Source organism: Lachnoanaerobaculum sp. MSX33 (assembly GCF_000512995.1).
Taxonomy (GTDB): Bacteria; Bacillota; Clostridia; order Lachnospirales; family Lachnospiraceae; genus Lachnoanaerobaculum.
This window is the reverse complement of record NZ_AZXX01000097.1, coordinates 1-17,229: the sequence shown is the minus strand read 5'-3', so window position 1 is coordinate 17,229 and position 17,229 is coordinate 1. Positions and strand designations below refer to the sequence as shown.

Here is a 17,229-nt window from a genome sequence, read left to right as displayed (position 1 = left end):
GTATAACATAGATACGAAAACTATCAATAATAATTATATCTCCAATATATAACTTATACCGCAGATATTGACGGAATCACCGTTATACAGCCTTATATTCTCCTCGTTTTCAAGCTTTCTGCCGTTTATATAAGTTCCGTTTCTTGAGTTTAAATCTCTTGCATAAATTTCATTATCTTTCTCAAAGAATTTTAAATGCATTCTGCTGACTCCGTCAATATTAAGAACATAATCACATACTCTTTCCTGTTTTCCTATAATAAAGGGTAAGTATGAGAGTTCAATGTCTTCCTTCCCGTTTACCGTTCTTAAAAATCTTCCCGAACTTTTTATCTTTATATCCGTGAGCAGTACGGTACTTCCTATTTCTTCATCAGGTACTGTAAATAAAGTCTTATCCTCGTTTATATATGCGGCATTCACATTTGACTCATAACCTTCAAATACCTTTTCAAGAAACTCCGATTCCTCATCCTGAGCCTTCACTTTTTTATTTTTAAAAACACCACCGAAGATATTGAATTTAGTTTTGTTCCTCTCTTTTTCGTCAACATTCTCAGTAATTATCTCTTCGCAAACAACCTGCTCCTTATCCGCCTTCTTTAAATTACAGTCCAAAATTCCTTCTAAATCATTTATAGTGAAATCTCTTTTTTGGCATTCCTTCAGTATCCCGTATACCGTTATCAAACATTCTTTATCTTCTTTGTTGATATTATTTAGAATATTTTCCAATAATAATCTCATCTCTTCCTTATTGTCTTCATTTCTTGGAATATATAAAAATGAGAATCTTTTAAGATCCAAATCGGAAAAAATATATTCGGGATCCAGTACTATTGATGATGCTTCAAGCAAAAATTCTTCCAATGATTTTGTTGCTGCTATTATTTCGATAATAAACGATTTTATTTCTTCCACATTCAATGTTTTTACTTCAAAAATTCTTGATACCGGCTGTAGTGAGCTTATATCATAACAAATCTCCATTTTAGAGTTCATCCTTTTTATAAAAGGCTTCAAGAAATTTTTGATATTGTTATGCTCTATCATACCCAGTTCAAAGGCATATTTGCTTTTTAATTCAAGCAAATATTTTTCCTCCGGCTCAAATATAAGCTGGTTACTCTTCAGATTCCTCTGATAACTGACCTTTAAGTCTTTCATATATCCCCTCCAATGCTGTAGTCGCTCTTATATAGCCCTCGGGATCATAGACAGCCACTCTGATACTCTGATTTCCCTGCTCCCCTTCGATGGAAAATTTATGTTCCTTTATTTTTACAGCTTTATTGCCCTTTAACTCAACTAAAGACTTTAACCTTTCCGTATCATATCCCATATTTTTCTCATCATGTGCCAATCTCTCAAGCAGTAAATGCATCTCGACACTGTCAACCGTTTCAGTATGTTTATCTATGCTGTATCCTATTATAAAAGCGATACCCATAAATATAAAAAATATAATATAAGTTATCTCCACTGTAAAACTTGCTCTCAAACTCTTCTTCATACACATAACCATATAATGCAATTTGCCATAGTTATAAAAGGAAGCATTGCCACTCTGACTCCTTTTATTCTACGCTTTTTTATCATGTAATATAGGCTCATAAAAAGAGCATATATTGAAACTATAAAAACCGATACAAAAAATAAAAGTATATTTCCCTTAAGCCCCAGTATCGCTCCGCAACCTATAAATACAAGTGCATCTCCCTCTCCCAAGATATTAAACTTTGAAAACGGCAATAATAAAAAACCGCTGAGTATTCCAAGTACTGTATTCTTAATATCTATGCTGTTACCGATAATAAACTTATATATCTGAATATCTATAATCATTATATAAAATAAAACCACACCGAAGGTGTATATCTCTTTTTTTCTGATATCCTGAAATGTAAAAATCAGCAAAAATATTATTAAAATCATCTTTTCCACAAGTTCAATACTCAATGTCTACCTCCACAGTAAGAACATACTCCCAAATGCTCCACATCCGAGAGCTTTACTCTTTGTACATAAGCTATGATTGCACTGCAATCAGGATCACTGTGATATCTCGTGCCTGAAGGCATTATATAAACGCTTGTCCCTGCTCTGTTTCCACATCTTTCACATGGCTGATACCTCGCTCCGTTATCATTTCTTATGCCTGCTATTTCAGATAAAGATACACAGCGCAAATCATTATAAAGATAGTGGCATCTTGGATCTAAATGATACCTGGTCGAGTTCCTGCCTATATAAACATATTCTTCATCATCCGAACTTCCGGAGCCTTTCCCACCATCTGCCCCTATCCACGCTCTTCTGGAAGCTACAACAGTCTGATTGATTGTATTTTTAAATATCCCTATCGGCAGTGAATACTTATAATCTATTCTTATACATATAGTCTCACCGTCGGACATACAGGTTGATAAAAGTCCGTGAATATTACTTATATTCTTATCTTTCACCTCGGAATTTATTTTTGCAACGACAAAGCTTCCTATTGCTCCACCTGCAAATACTCCCTTTACATTTTCCATAGCTTCATGATCATAATTTTCATTTTCTTCTCTTGTATTACCTGTAAATCGGTAATATGTATATGCATACTGGCATGAATCCTTACATACGGCTTCTGCAATTCCTCTGATTTTTCTATTGGTGTTCATCATATCAAAAGGCATTATAAGTACCGCCATAGCTATAATAAACAGGCTAAAGCACATGGCCGCCTCTACACTGAGAGAGGCTTTGTGCATCCTCTTATACCTGCATGCTTGGAGAGCTTTCATTTTTTTATTTTTAAAATTTTCATTATAAGAGGACATACAAAACCTCCCTTCAATATATTTTCTCCACTTTAACCTGCATCTCATAGCCTGATATAAGACCTGCAAACTCTTTGGAAAAATACGATATCTCACTGAATACTCTTCTTGCTCCACAGCTTATATTTGCATCAATACCGTATATCATATCCTTCATTAAAAAGTCGTTTTGGCTCACACCTATATCAAGCTGCATTATATCCATCATTCTGAAATTTCTTTTTACAGGATCTTCTATATATAAAAGCATTTTCAAGTATCCCTCATAGTTGATACCGCGTTCGGAATCCTTATTGCCCAAAGACCTGTTTTCCAAAACTTCAAATATCGTGTCAAGATCCGCCTTCCAATCGTCCTTCGTCTTTATTATAGGCACCTTGCCCCCTGATAAAAGGCATTTGATATCTATAGCCGATTCCACCAAAGCCCATACCGCTATTATCAAAAACTTGACAAGAAATGTTATTTCAGGCAGACATATCACACCGCTGATTACCTCTGCAAGCTCCCCGGCTCTTTGCATCTTATCGGCATCGGATATGATATGCATATAGTTTAATCCCTCTCTTATTGCAAGAAGAGCCGCCACCGTATTTTCAAGATTTTCCCTGTCCGAGTCTTTTCCGTTTAGTATATACTCAAGCTCATATGAAAGCGGAGTCTTTATATCATCTGTAAAGTCGGCAAAATATGTTCCGATATACTCATTTATAAGAAGTCTTTCTGCAAGATTTCTGCCTGTATATCCTCCTGTGACGGCATTTGAAGGAAGAGCGAGTCTGTTTATACTTTTATTTGAAACCTCTCTGTTTTCAGGAATCACGAGAGAGAATATACCGTCGGAAATCAGTTCTTTTAGTTGTTTTAGCTGATCTTCTTTAACTTCATCAGATATTCCATGTCTAAAGTTCATTCTCATTTCTGTAAGTGAATTTATATCATCACTCACATTATCCCAACCTTCGCTTATCTCATTTCCATGTTCATCTTCTTCATCATCTTCAGCTTCCGCTATTCTTTCCTGCAGGATTTCAATATCGGCTTCCAGATGCTCGATCTCCCTTACCATACTTTCAGAAAGTCCGCCAAGTGCTGCCACCTCAAGTCTTCTTTCTCCGTCCTTATCTGCGTAGTCTTTAAACCTTGCCGTCTCTCCTTCGATATACGCCTTATTGTTTTCTGAGAGTTTTGAAATACTTTCGGCATTTTTTTCTTTTATCTCTCTGATTTTCACCGACAATTTATCAGCTTTCTTTTCATACTTTTTTATAAGATCCGGAACTTTTTTTAATACCTTTTTCAGATTCTTACAAAGCTTTTTTATCTCTGTGAGATTTCTTGCCTCAAGTGAGGATTTCATTTCGGATCTTATTTTCTCCTGCTCCGAAATATTTTCAGAAAGCCTTTTTAAAACCTTTTCAACTTCAATTGCTTCCCTTGAACTGAGTCCATAATCGGAAGTAACCTTTTCCATACTCTTGGCATCTTCTATATCTTTCCAAAGCTTATCGGGAGAACTGTCAAATATAGATTCAAAAGTTCCAAGGCCCATATAATCAATAATCTCCTGCTCAAGATACATTCCACCATTGTCATTTAAATATATTTTCTTATTTAAATTCACCTGCGGATTTTGAATCCTGTACATTCCGCTGTTTTTTATATAAGGATCCATATATAAAAGCATCATATCTTTTATATTCTCATCACTGTAACTTTCCAGACCGAATATCCTGTAATTCTCCCAAAGCTTTCTATGATATCTGCTAAAGACCGAATCAATTGCAGAGTCTCCCGCCACCTGTAAATAAAATTTTGCTCCCGATGTCCTTGCAGACTCCAAAAGTCCACATATTAAAGCACTGATACAGACAAATATCAGACATATAAAGACGGTAACGGAACCGCTTTTTCTCAATTATATACCTCTTTTGATTTCTTATTGATTTCCTTGAAGATATTATTCATAAGCTTACTGATATTTCCTTTAAATATAAGTACCAGACCTATCAAAACAACTAAAACCAAAACGATCTCCACTACACCGACACCGTCTTCATTTTCCATAAAATCTTTCCAAAACTCCAACATACTTACTCCTCTCTATTTTTATAAAATTCACATTGCTTTTATCAAATCAATAAAATATCAACAATGCAGGTACAATTATTATCATCATCACTATAAGTAACATCATAAAAAGCGGTAAAAGCAGCTTTGTATTTAACTCCTCGCCTTCTCTTCTTGCCAAATTTATCCTCTCGTCCCATGCACTTTGTGACTCCATACTTAGGAGACTGTGCAGATTTGCAAGTCCGTTCCTTCTGTTTTGTTCTAAAAGTGATGCCAGCTTCATATATTGCCTAAGGCCACAGCTCCTGCCGAAATCCTTGTATACCGTATTCTCATATATTCCGGTTTTCAGTTTTGCCAGAGCCTTTACCATTTCCTCATAGGCATATCTTCTTTCATTGTTCTCTTTACATTCATTCTCATAATCTATGACTATGCTTTCCCATGACTGTCTGACAGAAAGTCCGGCACCTATAAATACTATCAGTTTTGAAACTATATCCGGATAATCCTTCATAAGCTCCCTTTTTCTCTTTTCTGTGCTACGCCTTTCTTTTTCCTTATCCTGCAAATATAAAAGTATCGCTATAACTGTTCCCATTATAGGGATAATATTAAAGTTAAACGCTTCGCCGTAGTGGTATATAAGCCTTTTTCCTTCATAAGTATCCGGCAGAGTATAACCGTCTTTTTGTGCTGATTCCTTATCTACATTTGCTATTTTATCAATCAGCCCCTTTAAAAGCCTTTCGTCATCCGATAATATTTTCGGACATACTGTTATGGGAATGATATAGCTTTCCTCGTAAGTTTCATAACTTAAGCTCACCTCTATATCAATATTTCTGTTTTCTTTGAGGTTTTCATTATGTACATTTCCCAAAATGTCTATAAGTTCGCTCTCACCGAAATCCCATCTTACACTGAGTCCCAAATCGCTTATTTCATTTGTCAAATTCAAATCCGTGGTGATATTTTGCAGTGAAGAGTTTTCACCCGGAAGTGTTAAAAGTATCTCTTCCAGACCCTTCTTTATAGCCTCATTTGCCTCATCTTTTGAATAAGTTCTCTTTGTTACGGGTATCTCTATTCTTTGCGGCTTATCAAGTAAACCTTCAACCTCTATTTCCATCTCGGTATCATATTCATCCACACCCGGTCTGTTTATGTAATTATTTTCTACCGTATTTACCTTTAAAAAAGAATTGAAGATACCAAAAATCACAAAGCCCGCTATTACAATCAGCCAACACTTTAAATTATTTAAAAAGATTACTCTCAAATACTTTTTCATATGCTATACCTCTATATTTAAAAGTCTCTTCGAGATATAAATAGCAGACAGATAGACTATAAGCCCTATACTCATACAGGCTCTTCCGATAACGGTTGTATACATAATATTGAAAAACCCCGGTGAGCTTATATCAATATATAGAACTATAAAAAGCGGAAATATATTCATAACGGTCTGTTCAAACCTCTTTGCAGTCGTCATAGTTATTATCTCTTCCTTTATTCTCACCTTATCACCTATAACACCGACCGTATGAGCGATAATGTTTTCGAGTTCGCCTCCGCTTCTTTTTGCGATCCTTAAAACCTTTGCAAAGCTTCTTATATCTTCGCTGTGACTTCTGTAAGCCAGATCGTCAAATGCCCTTTCAACACTGATATTCATGTAAATAAGCTGATTTATATATTCAAATTCTTTTATTATCAGATTATCTTTAGCATATAAAAGTCTTAACTCCACCAAAGCTTCTTTTACGGAGTTTTCCAATGAATATCCGGCATTCAAAAGTGATGAAAGTATCATTATCGCTTCCTTAAACTCAACTACAAGTCTGCGTTTTTTTGCTGCAATCAATTCTTTTCTTTTTAAATTGGGGTATAAAAAACAGAATGGAAAAAGACAGGAAAATATTATTATGCTTTTATAGAATACATAAGAACCTATGGCTGCTGCCGATACGGCTAAAAAGCTGTATTTTAGCCACTCCGAAACGCTAAATCTGTAGCTGTTATAGTCTATAGCCTGCTGCGAACAATTTTTGTTTGTTTTTAAGTTCTCCGACTTTTTTATGTACCTTTTCTTCCATATCGAACTCATAGAGCTTATTAAGCCCAATCTCCCCATTTTCATAGGGCAAAACCTCCAAAATCTCAAGCATTCTTCTTTCTCCCTCTCTGAGTCTTCCAAGATGTATCAAAATATCCAATGCACTTGCTATCTGCGATCTGATAGCGGCCAGCGGCAGATCCGCACCGCTTAGCACCATTGTTTCAAGTCTTGAGAGCATATCCTTTGCACTGTTACCATGTCCTGTACTGAGCGAACCGTCATGTCCGGTATTCATAGCCTGCAACATATCAAGCGCTTCTCTTCCTCTGACTTCTCCGACTATTATCCTGTCGGGATTCATTCTAAGTGATGCCCTTATAAGATCTCCTATGCCGATACTTCCGTCACCGCTTAAAGTCGCATTTTTTGTCTCAAGCCTTACTATATTTTTTATATGCATCAGCTGTAATTCCGCCGAATCCTCTATTGTAATAACTCTTTCCCCCTTAGGTATATAGCTTGAGAGTGCATTTAAAAAAGTGGTTTTTCCCGAGTTTGTGCCTCCTGAAATAAAAATATTATATCCTGAGCAAACCAGCATCTCCAAAAAATTTGCACATTCTTCAGATATTGTTCCGTATGATATCATTCTCTCCATACTGATAACTTCAGGAAACTTTCTTATTGTAATAATCGGACCGTCAAGAGATATTGGCGGCAATACAATATGTACTCTTGAACCGTCTGAGAGTCTGGCATCTGCAATAGGTGAAGACACATTTACAACTCTGTTCACCTTACTTACAATCTGCTGAATCATATCTTCCAAAACCTCATTACTCACAAAGCTCTTATCCCATTTCATGACTTTTCCACATTTTTCCACAAATATATCATCTTTCCCGTTTACCATTATCTCTGTAATGTCTTTGGAATCTAATAACTCCTGCAGTATATCCAGCCTTCTGAACGAATCAAAAAGAGAATTTCTTATATTTATTTTTTCTTCAAGAGGAATATAAAAAGAATGTTCCTTATGTACTATTTCACGATCTATTATTTCATATAATTCTTCATCTTCTATATTTCTAAGATCTGAGAGCTCATCTCTTATTTCTCTTTTCAGCTGCTCATAAATACTTTCACCCTGATTTGCGCTCTCATCTTCACGTTTAACCACCTGTATTCTAAAAATCTCATCATCTGTTATTTTTTTGTTTAACAAAAGCACCTCCATAATATAAAGCCTGCCAAAAAATATGGAGAAACAGGTATCAAATGCTTGTCACTTTTTCTGTATTCATAATATTTTTCAATTCTTCCGGCAGCAAGCACTCTCATACAATAGTTTATAAGCATTGTAATCCTGATTGCTAACTGATTAGTGAAAATCATATAAAGTAATGCGCCCGCTCCTGCCAACACCAATGCTATAACAGTCACATTCACCCCGTCATATGTACCTAAAAATCCTATAACCAAAGAAAACAACTTTATATCTCCGGCTCCAAAAAATCTCAGCCTGTAAAGAATTGAAAATAATATAATTGAAGCAAAAACTCTGAATACAAACTCTACATGTAATATATATACTCCTATAAGAAAATATCCGAAAATAATAAAATTCGGAACCTTCTTCCAAAGTATATCCGTCATTGCCGCAGCAAATAACATACTGCCCACTATATAATAAATCATAGGCCCTCAGCTGTCTTTGAAACCTGTGAAAAATATTCACGCCGCTTTAATCTTGTAAAATTAAATATATCTGCGGAAATATCCTCCTTCGGCAATCTCATCTCATATATTTTGTGAATGATCTCAGCATATCCGTTTCGCCCCAGAAGTGATTTAAATTCACTTATCTTTGTCATCTCCGGACTGTTATTCTCTCCAATCACCGGGCAGAATATCTTTTCACACATATCCAAAATCTGCATGGATCTGCGGCCTATACTTCCAAAGTCGATTACAATAACTTCAAACAGATTTGCCGAAAGAATATCATTCATAAATTTTGTAAGTTCATTGTCGGATAAATAAAACAAGTCTTCATTGTACCTTGCAGGTAGAACAATATTCAAATCCTCAACTCTGCTGATACATTCTCCCAGTTTAGCAAAGTTTAAATCTCCGGTTTTATAACCATAGAAAACATCAGACAGGTCTCTACTGTTTTCTTTTCTCAAAACAGAGAACAATGAATCATATTCATCAAAGGAAATAAGCAAAGAACTGTTTTCCTGTGAACAGAAGTAAGAATGAAATGCCACCGAAAGACTTGTTCTGCCACATCTGTTTATCGGAGAATAAACCCCGTAGACTTTTGTATTTTTATTACCTGCCGTAAGTCCGAAAGAATTATTACCCGAAAAAAATCCCAGCAGTTCATCAACTATTATATGTACACCGCAAAATTTGAATATTGAACAGAAAAGTTCTGAAGAACCGGTATATTTAGACTCTACCATCGCATCATCTGACAGGAGAACGACCGGAAGTCCCGTATCTATACATTCATCCACATTGTCAATATCCGTGATAAATGCCACTGTCTCCATAGAAGAGCTTTCATTACTGTACATTTGGAATGAAGTATAAGCGACCGCTTTGAAAGGAATCCTATCCTCCTTAGAAAGAAAATCAGATAATTTTAAGGCAAAGCGTATATCCGTATCAATCACCGCTATAATATGCCTCATAAAACTCCTATAGAATTATTTAAAGAAAGGTCCCCATAACACCTGTTAGAAAGGTGTTCTAATCTTTAGACTTTTATCATAATAAAAAAGAGCATAAAAGTCAATGCTCTTTTCAATATTTCATATACAATTTATATATGGAATAAATGTGAATTTTATACAAAAATTTATTTTACCCTGGGAATCTGCCTAACATCATAGGTTCTGTTCTCCATTAATTTGGCATTTACATCATCAGGCAAATCTGATTTCCCTATGCTGTGCATCGCTATTTCCACTACCGCCTTGGCATATTCCTTTTTATCACTTTCGATAGTACCCAAAAGCTTACCTTCATTGATTGCTTCAAGGGCCTCCTTTGTTCCGTCTATACCGACAACCTTTATACCTTTTATATTATTGTTTCTTTCAATCGCATCTATGGCACCAAGTCCCATATCATCATTATTTGATATGACAAGGTCTATATTGTCGTAATTATTAAGCCACTCTTCCATAAGCGCGGAACCCTGTGCTCTCTCCCAGTTTCCGATAGCACCGTTTAGCTTATTTATCGGAATATTATTCTCCTGCAAAGTTTTTATAACCCATTCTGTCCTTACAAGAGAATCCTGATGACTCGGTTCACCCTCTAAAAGCACATAATTTATCACACCGTCACCGTCTATATCTATGCTGTGAGGATTTTCATTGTAGGCATTTATTATTATCTTGGCCTGCTCGATTCCTGCGGACTTCGGTCCTGCACCTACATAATAAATATTGTCCGCTCTGTTTAAGTCATCATCCACCGGTTTTCTGTTAAAAAATACTATCGGTATTTTTGCGCCGACCGCCGTTTCAATCATATTTGAAGCGGCAAATCTGTCAACGACATTTATAAGAAGTACATCATAGTCAAGAGATACAAATCTATCCACCTGATGATTTTGAGTATTTTGATTGTCTCTGGCATCCACCACCTCAAGATTTATCTTGATATCATGTTCTTTTTCATATTCCTTTACATACTCTTCAATTTCCTGTCTGACATTTGAAATAAATGTATCGTCAAATCTATACAGACAAAGACCTATCTTGATGACATTTTTCTTGGGCAATGCAACCCTGCTCATCATAGATATACAGCCGACGACAAGAACAATTACCAAAATCGCCATGCTTATTATAAAACCTTGTTTTTTCATCTTCCTCCCACAGTGCTAGTCCATCGGGAACAGCTGTTTTATTATATCCTCATTTTCCAGACTTTCCTTATCCACAAGCATATTTTCCATATCGATATTTGTCATATAGTTCGTCTTTTTTAAGTCCGCCATAAGCATTTCCACTGCCGAATATCCCTCGTCATACTCATTTAGAGTAGCTATCGCATCTATACTGCCCTCACTTAATTTATTTAAAAAGAATGTAGTGGCTCCTATGCAATAAAACCCGTGTATATGTTCCTTATAAACGTTGCTGCCTCCAAGTATCTTACATATATTCTCAGTGCTTTTCTTATCAAGTGAGAATATAAAAGCGCTTTTCTTACTGTGCACCAAATCTTCTATTGCCGTCCGAAACTCCTTTTCATCTCCCTCTACAAGAATTATATTAGAAGATTGTTTTGATTTCAAGAAATCTGTTTCCTTTGACACACCTGCAAGATTCAAATCATTTACAAATACATAAACCGGTGAACTTCCGTCATACTTTTCTTCAAATGCCGTATAAAGCCTTTCAATCATATCTGTATAGTCAATATTTATAGTCCTCTTTGAGATATTTATACTTGGATTTGCACTTCCAATCTTAGCCGTATCAAATACATCCGTATCCTTTGACTTTAGTACAACCACCGGTGACTTTATAAGATTGATTTTTAAATCATTTTTTGCCAACACAATAATACCGTCGGCACCGTTTTCCTCCTCGGACTCTATAAGCGTCTTCTGATTTATATTATTTAATGTAATCAGGTTTATATCTATATTGTATTTCTTTGCGGCATCATCCACACCCTTTTTAAGATTGGCGTATTTACTTTCATCCTCACCGTCAAGTATCAAAGATACCTGATAAACTCTCGGTGTTTCTTCTTTTAATATCAGATTTGTCTGCGAAATTACAAAGAGTAAGATAATTGATACAAACCATATTATCCATATATATATTTTATCTGTCTTCATCATTCTCTCCATATACTACAGCAGGCAAATGAATTGTAATCTTTGTACCTTCATCAGGTTCCGATTCAACTTTCAACCCGTATTCACTTCCAAAATACAGCTTTATTCTTTCATTTACATTTTTTACACCGATACCGGATCCTTTTTTGCTTGGAACAAAGTCTTTACTCAGTAAAGTTTCAACCATATCTTCACTCATTCCAAGTCCGTTGTCCGTTATCGTAAAATAAAGGCTCTCATTCTCTTTAAATACTTTTACGTCTATCTCACCGTCACCATCCATAAACTCCATTCCGTGATATATCGCATTTTCCACCAAGGGCTGAAGCATAAGCTTTAAAGATGAATAAGAAAGCACTTCATCATCCACATCTATGCTGTATTCAAACCTGTTTTTAAAACGCATATTCTGTATCATCAGATAGTTTCTTACATGCTCCACCTCATCTTTTACAGTGATTATATTCTTTCCCTTGCTTAATGAAATCCTGAAAAACTTTGCAAGTGCCGTCACAATATTTACAGCCTTGTCGGAATTCTCGTTTTCAATCATCCAAACGATAATATCCAAAGTATTGTATAAGAAATGCGGATTTATCTGAGACTGCAATGTATCAAACTCGCTCTTTCTCTTGGCATTGTGCTCATCCACAAGATCCGACATCAATACCTTTATCCTGCCAAGCATGTTTTTGATTGACTTGCCGAGATGTTCCACCTCATAAGAACCGCTAGGTACTATCTCCACATCCAGATTTCCGCTCTCAATCTCTCTTACACTGCCGTCAAGACTCTTTATAGGATTTGATATCTTATCGGAAATAAAGGCATTTATCATAGCCAGTAAAAATAAGAAAAGATCGGCAACGAAGAGTACAAAGAATCTGAATTTTATTCCGTCTACTCCAAGTGCCGCACTTGGTGTCACTCCCACAAGCTTCCAACCTGTATATCCTATTGTCCTTACATTGAGTGTAATATTTTTTCCGCCAAGATTTTCAACTGTTATTCCGTCTTTTAAAGTGGCGGCATATTTATTGTCTTCCTTAAATCGTCCCGAATATATCTCATTTTGTTTCGGATGCCATATGATATCACCACTATCATTGGTCAGATACACATAGCCTCCGTTTCCCAAATTTACATTTGAAAATATCTCCTCAAAATACATATAGTTTAAGTTGATAAGAAGAAGTGCCTGTGTGGCCTTACCCTCATCAGTCACTTCCACCGCTCTTGAAAGAGAAATCACCCATGAATAGCTGCTTTCATTCCTGTCAAAGAGATCTCTGATATGCGGCATGGAAAAGTTGATATATTCACTTTCCGCCATACTTTTTTTAAAAAAATCCTTTTCCAAAACATTGCTGTTATCTTTAAGTCGTAATGCAGGCATGGACTCTATAAGCTCGCCCTTTCCGGATATCAAAGCTATATCATCTATCATATTGTCATTGTTGACATAGATAAGGTTCATACCCCTTTTTATATCATCATTTGATATATCCGTATTTTTGATAACATTATAATAAATAGAATCGGATATCTTCATGGCATTTCTAAGATATGAATCCACAGACTCACCAAGCTGCCCTACAATGCCTGAGTTTTCCTCAATAATGGTGGCATTTAAGCTGTTTGTAAATCTTTGAAATATTATAAGGCTTATAAGTGCTATGGCTATAATCGCTGTAACTGTAAAGTATATGAAAATAGAGCTTTGTATGCTCAAATTTTTTATACTCAAGTTTTTTAAACTGAATTTCCCTTTTTCCATATACTAACCTTGCTGTCTGTACTTTGAAGGTGAAACCCCATACTTTTTCTTAAACACATAGCTGAAATAATTCTGATCCGCATAACCCACCATTTCCGCTATAATATATGTCTTTTCATCTGTAGTCTTTAAAAGCTCCACAGCCTTTTGCAATCTGACATTGGTCAGGAAATTTACATAGGATATCCCCATATCCTTTTTAAAGTTTGTGGAAAACCTGGCAACGGAGACATGTAAATGTTTACAAAGTTTTTCAAGCGACAATTCCATATCCGCAAAGTTCTCTTCTATATAGGCCTTAGCCTCTTCAAGTACCTTTTTTGATGTGAAAGCTCGATCTTCTCTTATCTTATGAGCGATATTTATACTTGCTTCAAGCAGCCACTCTCTGAAACCGCCTGTATCCTTTATCTTATCCAAAAGATCTATATAATCTGTAGCCGTCTTCGTAAGTACTGAAAGCTCAAGTCCGTAGTCCTGTACCAGACTTATAATAATATTTATAACATTTATCATATAGGACTGATACTGACTTGAATGTACCTTTGATTCCTTAAGCTTTGATGCTATTTTTTCCACATATTCGGCTATACTTTCATCACTTCCGAACTTTAATATATTGATATATTCCTTTGCTTCAATATCTTCAAACTTCAGCTTATCCGACTTTACAGGCTCCATATCTTTTATATAAATAACTTCGCCACTTCCTACGATACCTCTGTATCCGAGAGCCTCCTTTGCCAGAGTATATGACCTGTGGAGATCTGTAATATCCTTTACACTGATACCCAGACCTATGGTAAGGTTTACACCTATGGCTCTGTTTACATCTCGTATCGCCTCTGTAAGTATGGACATTATATAGTTTTTTGACATCTTCTCAGGAAGTCCTGTCAATATAACTATACTGGTTTCCGAATACATGGAAAAGACCTCCGCCTGTAATTTATATTTCAGGTTTTCAAGGAGGTTGACCTTTACAGATATAGGTATAAGTTCTTTATCAACTATACTGCTGTCCATATCATCTATGTGAACGGCGGCAACTATATATCTGTCTGCATTGTTTAAATTTATATCATATTCGGACATAGCATAATCTATCTCCGAAGCACTTATACTTCCATGTATAATACCGTTTAAAAACTGCTCCCTGAGTATAGGAATACTGGCTTGGTATCCTCTTCTGAGTCTTTCAATATCTCTCTTTTTATCAAGTTCCTCATCCATACTTTTATGTACTTTTCTAAGGATCTCCGTAAGCTCAACGGCGGAAACAGGCTTAAGCACATACTCTATTACGCCCATCTTAATGGCTTCTTTTGCATAGTCAAAATCATCAAATCCCGAAAAAATAATGGACTTTATAAGAGGATATCTTATATTTATTTCATTTATCAGCTCAAGTCCGTCCATATATGGCATTCTGATATCGGTAAATACCAGGTCCGGATTTAAATTCTCTATTTTCTCCAGTGCTTCAACACCGTTTTCGGCATCTCCAACAACTAAAAAACCTTCTTCTTCCCAGTTGATTTTTTTTATAATACTTTTTCTGACTTCTTCTTCGTCATCCACAAGTAAAATTTTGTAAAGTTCCTTCATATTAAAGTTCCAATACTATAGTGAAAGGTCCGTCATTTTCAAGGCTTACCTTCATATCCGCACCGAATACTCCGCATTCCGTATGAATATCCGACTTCTTGCCAAGTTCCACCATATACTCATAAAGTCTCTTTGCTTCATCCGGTGAGCCCGCACCTATAAAGCTCGGTCTGTTTCCCTCTTTGCAATTTGCCAGCAGCGTAAACTGTGATACAAGTAAAAGCTCACCGCCCACATCTTTTAATGAAAGGTTTGTTTTTCCGTTTTCATCTTCAAATATTCTAAGTTTGATAAGCTTATTAAAATACTTTTCAACGATTCTTTCATCATCATCTGCCGCTACACCTACCAAAACCAAAAGACCTTTATTTATCTTTCCTACTTCTTCACCGTCTATTTTTACATTTGCATGATTTACTCTTTGTATTACAAGCTTCATATTTCCTCCTAAAACGATCTTATCTCGTCTTCTTCATTGCTTATTTCTATGGACATTATTTTTACATAATATCCTCCGTCACCTACAGGTACCAGCACTCTGTCACCTTTTTTCTTACCTATTATGGCCTTACCTATCGGTGACTCTATACTGAGCCTGCCTTCCAGTGAATCTCCTCTGATTGAAGTAACTATCTTGAACTTTTCACTCTCGTCATCATCTTCAAAATAGAGTTCTACAACCTTGTCGATTCCTACCTGATCTTCTTTTGTCTTATCTTCATATACATGACAGAATCTAAGCATTCTCTCTAAATAGTTGATTCTGCTCTCATTCTTGTTTTTCTCTCTTTTTGCTGCATAATATTCAAAATTTTCAGATAGATCTCCATGTGCTCTGGCTTCCTTTACCGCCTCTATAAGCTTCGGTCTAAGCACAAGTTTTCTTTCTTCTATCTCCGCCTCTATCTTTTTAATATCATCTCTTGTAAGCGTCTCTGCCATAAAACCATCCATATACTTTTTTATATAAAACAAAAGAGTAGTAAAAACTACTCTTTTTTAAACCCCAAAGTGACGGCTCTGCTTATTGACGCCTAGCGAAGCTAGGTGGGTTACCTCACCTTGATATCTGCCTTCTACCTATAGAAGCTTGACATCCATCGAAGGTTATTTGGAATCCCATAAATCAAAATGTAGGTTCAAAATTGGCAAAGTTATCGCTCACCTCAGGAATTTTCTTCATAATAAAATTATAATACAAAATATATTTTTTTCAATATATTTCAATCAAAAAGTCCGGAAGTCATACAAAGTATTTCTTCCGGACTGAATTTTATCTTCCGATAACTTATGTTATCCAAATAAAACTATTCAGTTCTTCTTTTTTTGAAGATACATAGTGCAGCAAGTGCACTTGATATAATCAACATCAAACTGTAAATCGGAGTTGCATCTTTATCTTCAGTCTTTGGAACTGACAGCGCCACTCTTGTATCTGATATGGATTTTGTTGTATCCTTGCTCAGTTGTACCTTCTGTGGCTGTGGAGTTTTCGGCTCGTCTGTTACGATTCCCGGATTCTCGATTGCATTCATTGATGTTGTATTATTGTTTACAGTTGTCTTTCCCGGTCTTACAGTCGATGTTGTGTTTGAACCTGAGCTGCCGCTTCCACCTCTGCTTGTGTTTGAGCTTGTCGCTATTGACGGAGTTGCTAAAGGTCTTGTAGGTCTTATAACTACATCATCATCTCTTCCCGGTATAGTGATCCGGCTTGGGGTTGCCACTCTTATCGGAGTTGTAGAGGTTGTCGGTGTGGTAGGTGTTGTCGGTGTACCTGGATTTACCGGTGTTACAGGGTTTATCGGATTAATCGGATTAATCGGGCTTGGGTTTATAGGAGTTACAGGGGTTACAGGTCCCGGTATTACTACCACGCTTGGGTCCTTCTTATAGATGTATGTTACTTCTATTCTTCCTGTGCTGAATACTCCCGTTTCAGATCCCTGTACAGTTTGTAAGCTGTATCCGTCTATTGCCTTTGCCGCTGTTGCGTATGGCAGGCCGA

18 protein-coding genes and 1 other RNA gene are annotated in these 17,229 nt (G+C 36.1%); all 19 read right to left on the bottom strand.

The features are described 5' to 3' along the window. Positions 1-33: 33 nt before the first annotated feature. Positions 34-1,167 (bottom strand): DUF6382 domain-containing protein, encoded by a 1,134-nt coding sequence (locus HMPREF1495_RS12810; RefSeq protein WP_007594725.1) that lies wholly within the window; start codon positions 1,165-1,167, stop codon positions 34-36. After that, the gene (locus HMPREF1495_RS12805; protein WP_007594727.1) at positions 1,124-1,513 is read right to left on the bottom strand and encodes a hypothetical protein; all 390 of its coding nucleotides are present in this window, start codon (positions 1,511-1,513) and stop codon (positions 1,124-1,126) included. Before HMPREF1495_RS12805 ends, HMPREF1495_RS12810 begins: the two co-directional genes overlap by 44 nt. Beyond that, a complete protein-coding gene (locus tag HMPREF1495_RS12800; protein ID WP_034215584.1) occupies positions 1,510-1,959 on the bottom strand; it encodes a prepilin peptidase in 450 nt (149 codons plus the stop codon). Before HMPREF1495_RS12800 ends, HMPREF1495_RS12805 begins: the two co-directional genes overlap by 4 nt. Then, on the bottom strand, positions 1,956-2,825 hold the full coding sequence (locus HMPREF1495_RS12795; protein ID WP_034215582.1) for a hypothetical protein: 870 nt from the start codon (positions 2,823-2,825) through the stop codon (positions 1,956-1,958). The genes HMPREF1495_RS12800 and HMPREF1495_RS12795 overlap by 4 nt, the downstream gene beginning before the upstream one ends. Positions 2,826-2,838: 13 nt before the next feature. Then, positions 2,839-4,743 (bottom strand): DUF5702 domain-containing protein, encoded by a 1,905-nt coding sequence (locus HMPREF1495_RS12790; protein WP_034215580.1) that lies wholly within the window; start codon positions 4,741-4,743, stop codon positions 2,839-2,841. After that, positions 4,740-4,916: a Flp1 family type IVb pilin gene (locus HMPREF1495_RS13710; protein ID WP_007594732.1), complete on the bottom strand. Its 177-nt coding sequence runs from the start codon at positions 4,914-4,916 to the stop codon at positions 4,740-4,742. The genes HMPREF1495_RS12790 and HMPREF1495_RS13710 overlap by 4 nt, the downstream gene beginning before the upstream one ends. A 46-nt stretch (positions 4,917-4,962) precedes the next feature. After that, on the bottom strand, positions 4,963-6,192 hold the full coding sequence (locus tag HMPREF1495_RS12785) for a hypothetical protein (protein WP_034215578.1): 1,230 nt from the start codon (positions 6,190-6,192) through the stop codon (positions 4,963-4,965). Positions 6,193-6,195: 3 nt separating this feature from the next. Beyond that, positions 6,196-7,011 carry a type II secretion system F family protein gene (locus tag HMPREF1495_RS14155; protein ID WP_242832914.1) on the bottom strand — a complete coding sequence of 272 codons (816 nt, stop codon included), beginning with the start codon at positions 7,009-7,011 and terminating at the stop codon, positions 6,196-6,198. Next, positions 6,923-8,200 carry a CpaF family protein gene (locus HMPREF1495_RS12775; protein ID WP_442911243.1) on the bottom strand — a complete coding sequence of 426 codons (1,278 nt, stop codon included), beginning with the start codon at positions 8,198-8,200 and terminating at the stop codon, positions 6,923-6,925. Before HMPREF1495_RS12775 ends, HMPREF1495_RS14155 begins: the two co-directional genes overlap by 89 nt. Beyond that, complete coding sequence (locus HMPREF1495_RS12770) at positions 8,182-8,661, bottom strand: prepilin peptidase (protein WP_034215575.1); 480 nt, start codon at positions 8,659-8,661, stop codon at positions 8,182-8,184. Before HMPREF1495_RS12770 ends, HMPREF1495_RS12775 begins: the two co-directional genes overlap by 19 nt. Continuing rightward, positions 8,658-9,665 (bottom strand): ATPase AAA, encoded by a 1,008-nt coding sequence (locus HMPREF1495_RS12765; RefSeq protein ID WP_034215573.1) that lies wholly within the window; start codon positions 9,663-9,665, stop codon positions 8,658-8,660. The genes HMPREF1495_RS12770 and HMPREF1495_RS12765 overlap by 4 nt, the downstream gene beginning before the upstream one ends. 167 nt (positions 9,666-9,832) lie before the next feature. Then, positions 9,833-10,852: a galactose ABC transporter substrate-binding protein gene (locus HMPREF1495_RS12760; RefSeq protein ID WP_034215571.1), complete on the bottom strand. Its 1,020-nt coding sequence runs from the start codon at positions 10,850-10,852 to the stop codon at positions 9,833-9,835. Between the two features lie 15 nt (positions 10,853-10,867). Continuing rightward, positions 10,868-11,836: a hypothetical protein gene (locus HMPREF1495_RS12755; RefSeq protein ID WP_034215569.1), complete on the bottom strand. Its 969-nt coding sequence runs from the start codon at positions 11,834-11,836 to the stop codon at positions 10,868-10,870. Further along, the gene (locus tag HMPREF1495_RS12750; RefSeq protein ID WP_034215567.1) at positions 11,823-13,613 is read right to left on the bottom strand and encodes a cache domain-containing sensor histidine kinase; all 1,791 of its coding nucleotides are present in this window, start codon (positions 13,611-13,613) and stop codon (positions 11,823-11,825) included. Before HMPREF1495_RS12750 ends, HMPREF1495_RS12755 begins: the two co-directional genes overlap by 14 nt. A gap of 3 nt (positions 13,614-13,616) precedes the next feature. Continuing rightward, positions 13,617-15,221 (bottom strand): response regulator, encoded by a 1,605-nt coding sequence (locus tag HMPREF1495_RS12745; RefSeq protein WP_034215565.1) that lies wholly within the window; start codon positions 15,219-15,221, stop codon positions 13,617-13,619. Between the two features lies 1 nt (position 15,222). Next, complete coding sequence (dtd, locus tag HMPREF1495_RS12740) at positions 15,223-15,660, bottom strand: D-aminoacyl-tRNA deacylase (protein ID WP_007594754.1); 438 nt, start codon at positions 15,658-15,660, stop codon at positions 15,223-15,225. Positions 15,661-15,668: 8 nt separating this feature from the next. Continuing rightward, the gene (gene greA / locus HMPREF1495_RS12735; protein ID WP_034215563.1) at positions 15,669-16,163 is read right to left on the bottom strand and encodes a transcription elongation factor GreA; all 495 of its coding nucleotides are present in this window, start codon (positions 16,161-16,163) and stop codon (positions 15,669-15,671) included. A 57-nt stretch (positions 16,164-16,220) separates the two neighbouring features. Beyond that, positions 16,221-16,397, bottom strand: a non-coding RNA gene (gene ssrS / locus HMPREF1495_RS13705) — 6S RNA. A gap of 131 nt (positions 16,398-16,528) precedes the next feature. Further along, a partial coding sequence (locus HMPREF1495_RS13810; protein ID WP_034215561.1) for a MucBP domain-containing protein occupies positions 16,529-17,229 on the bottom strand: 701 nt, incomplete at its 5' end.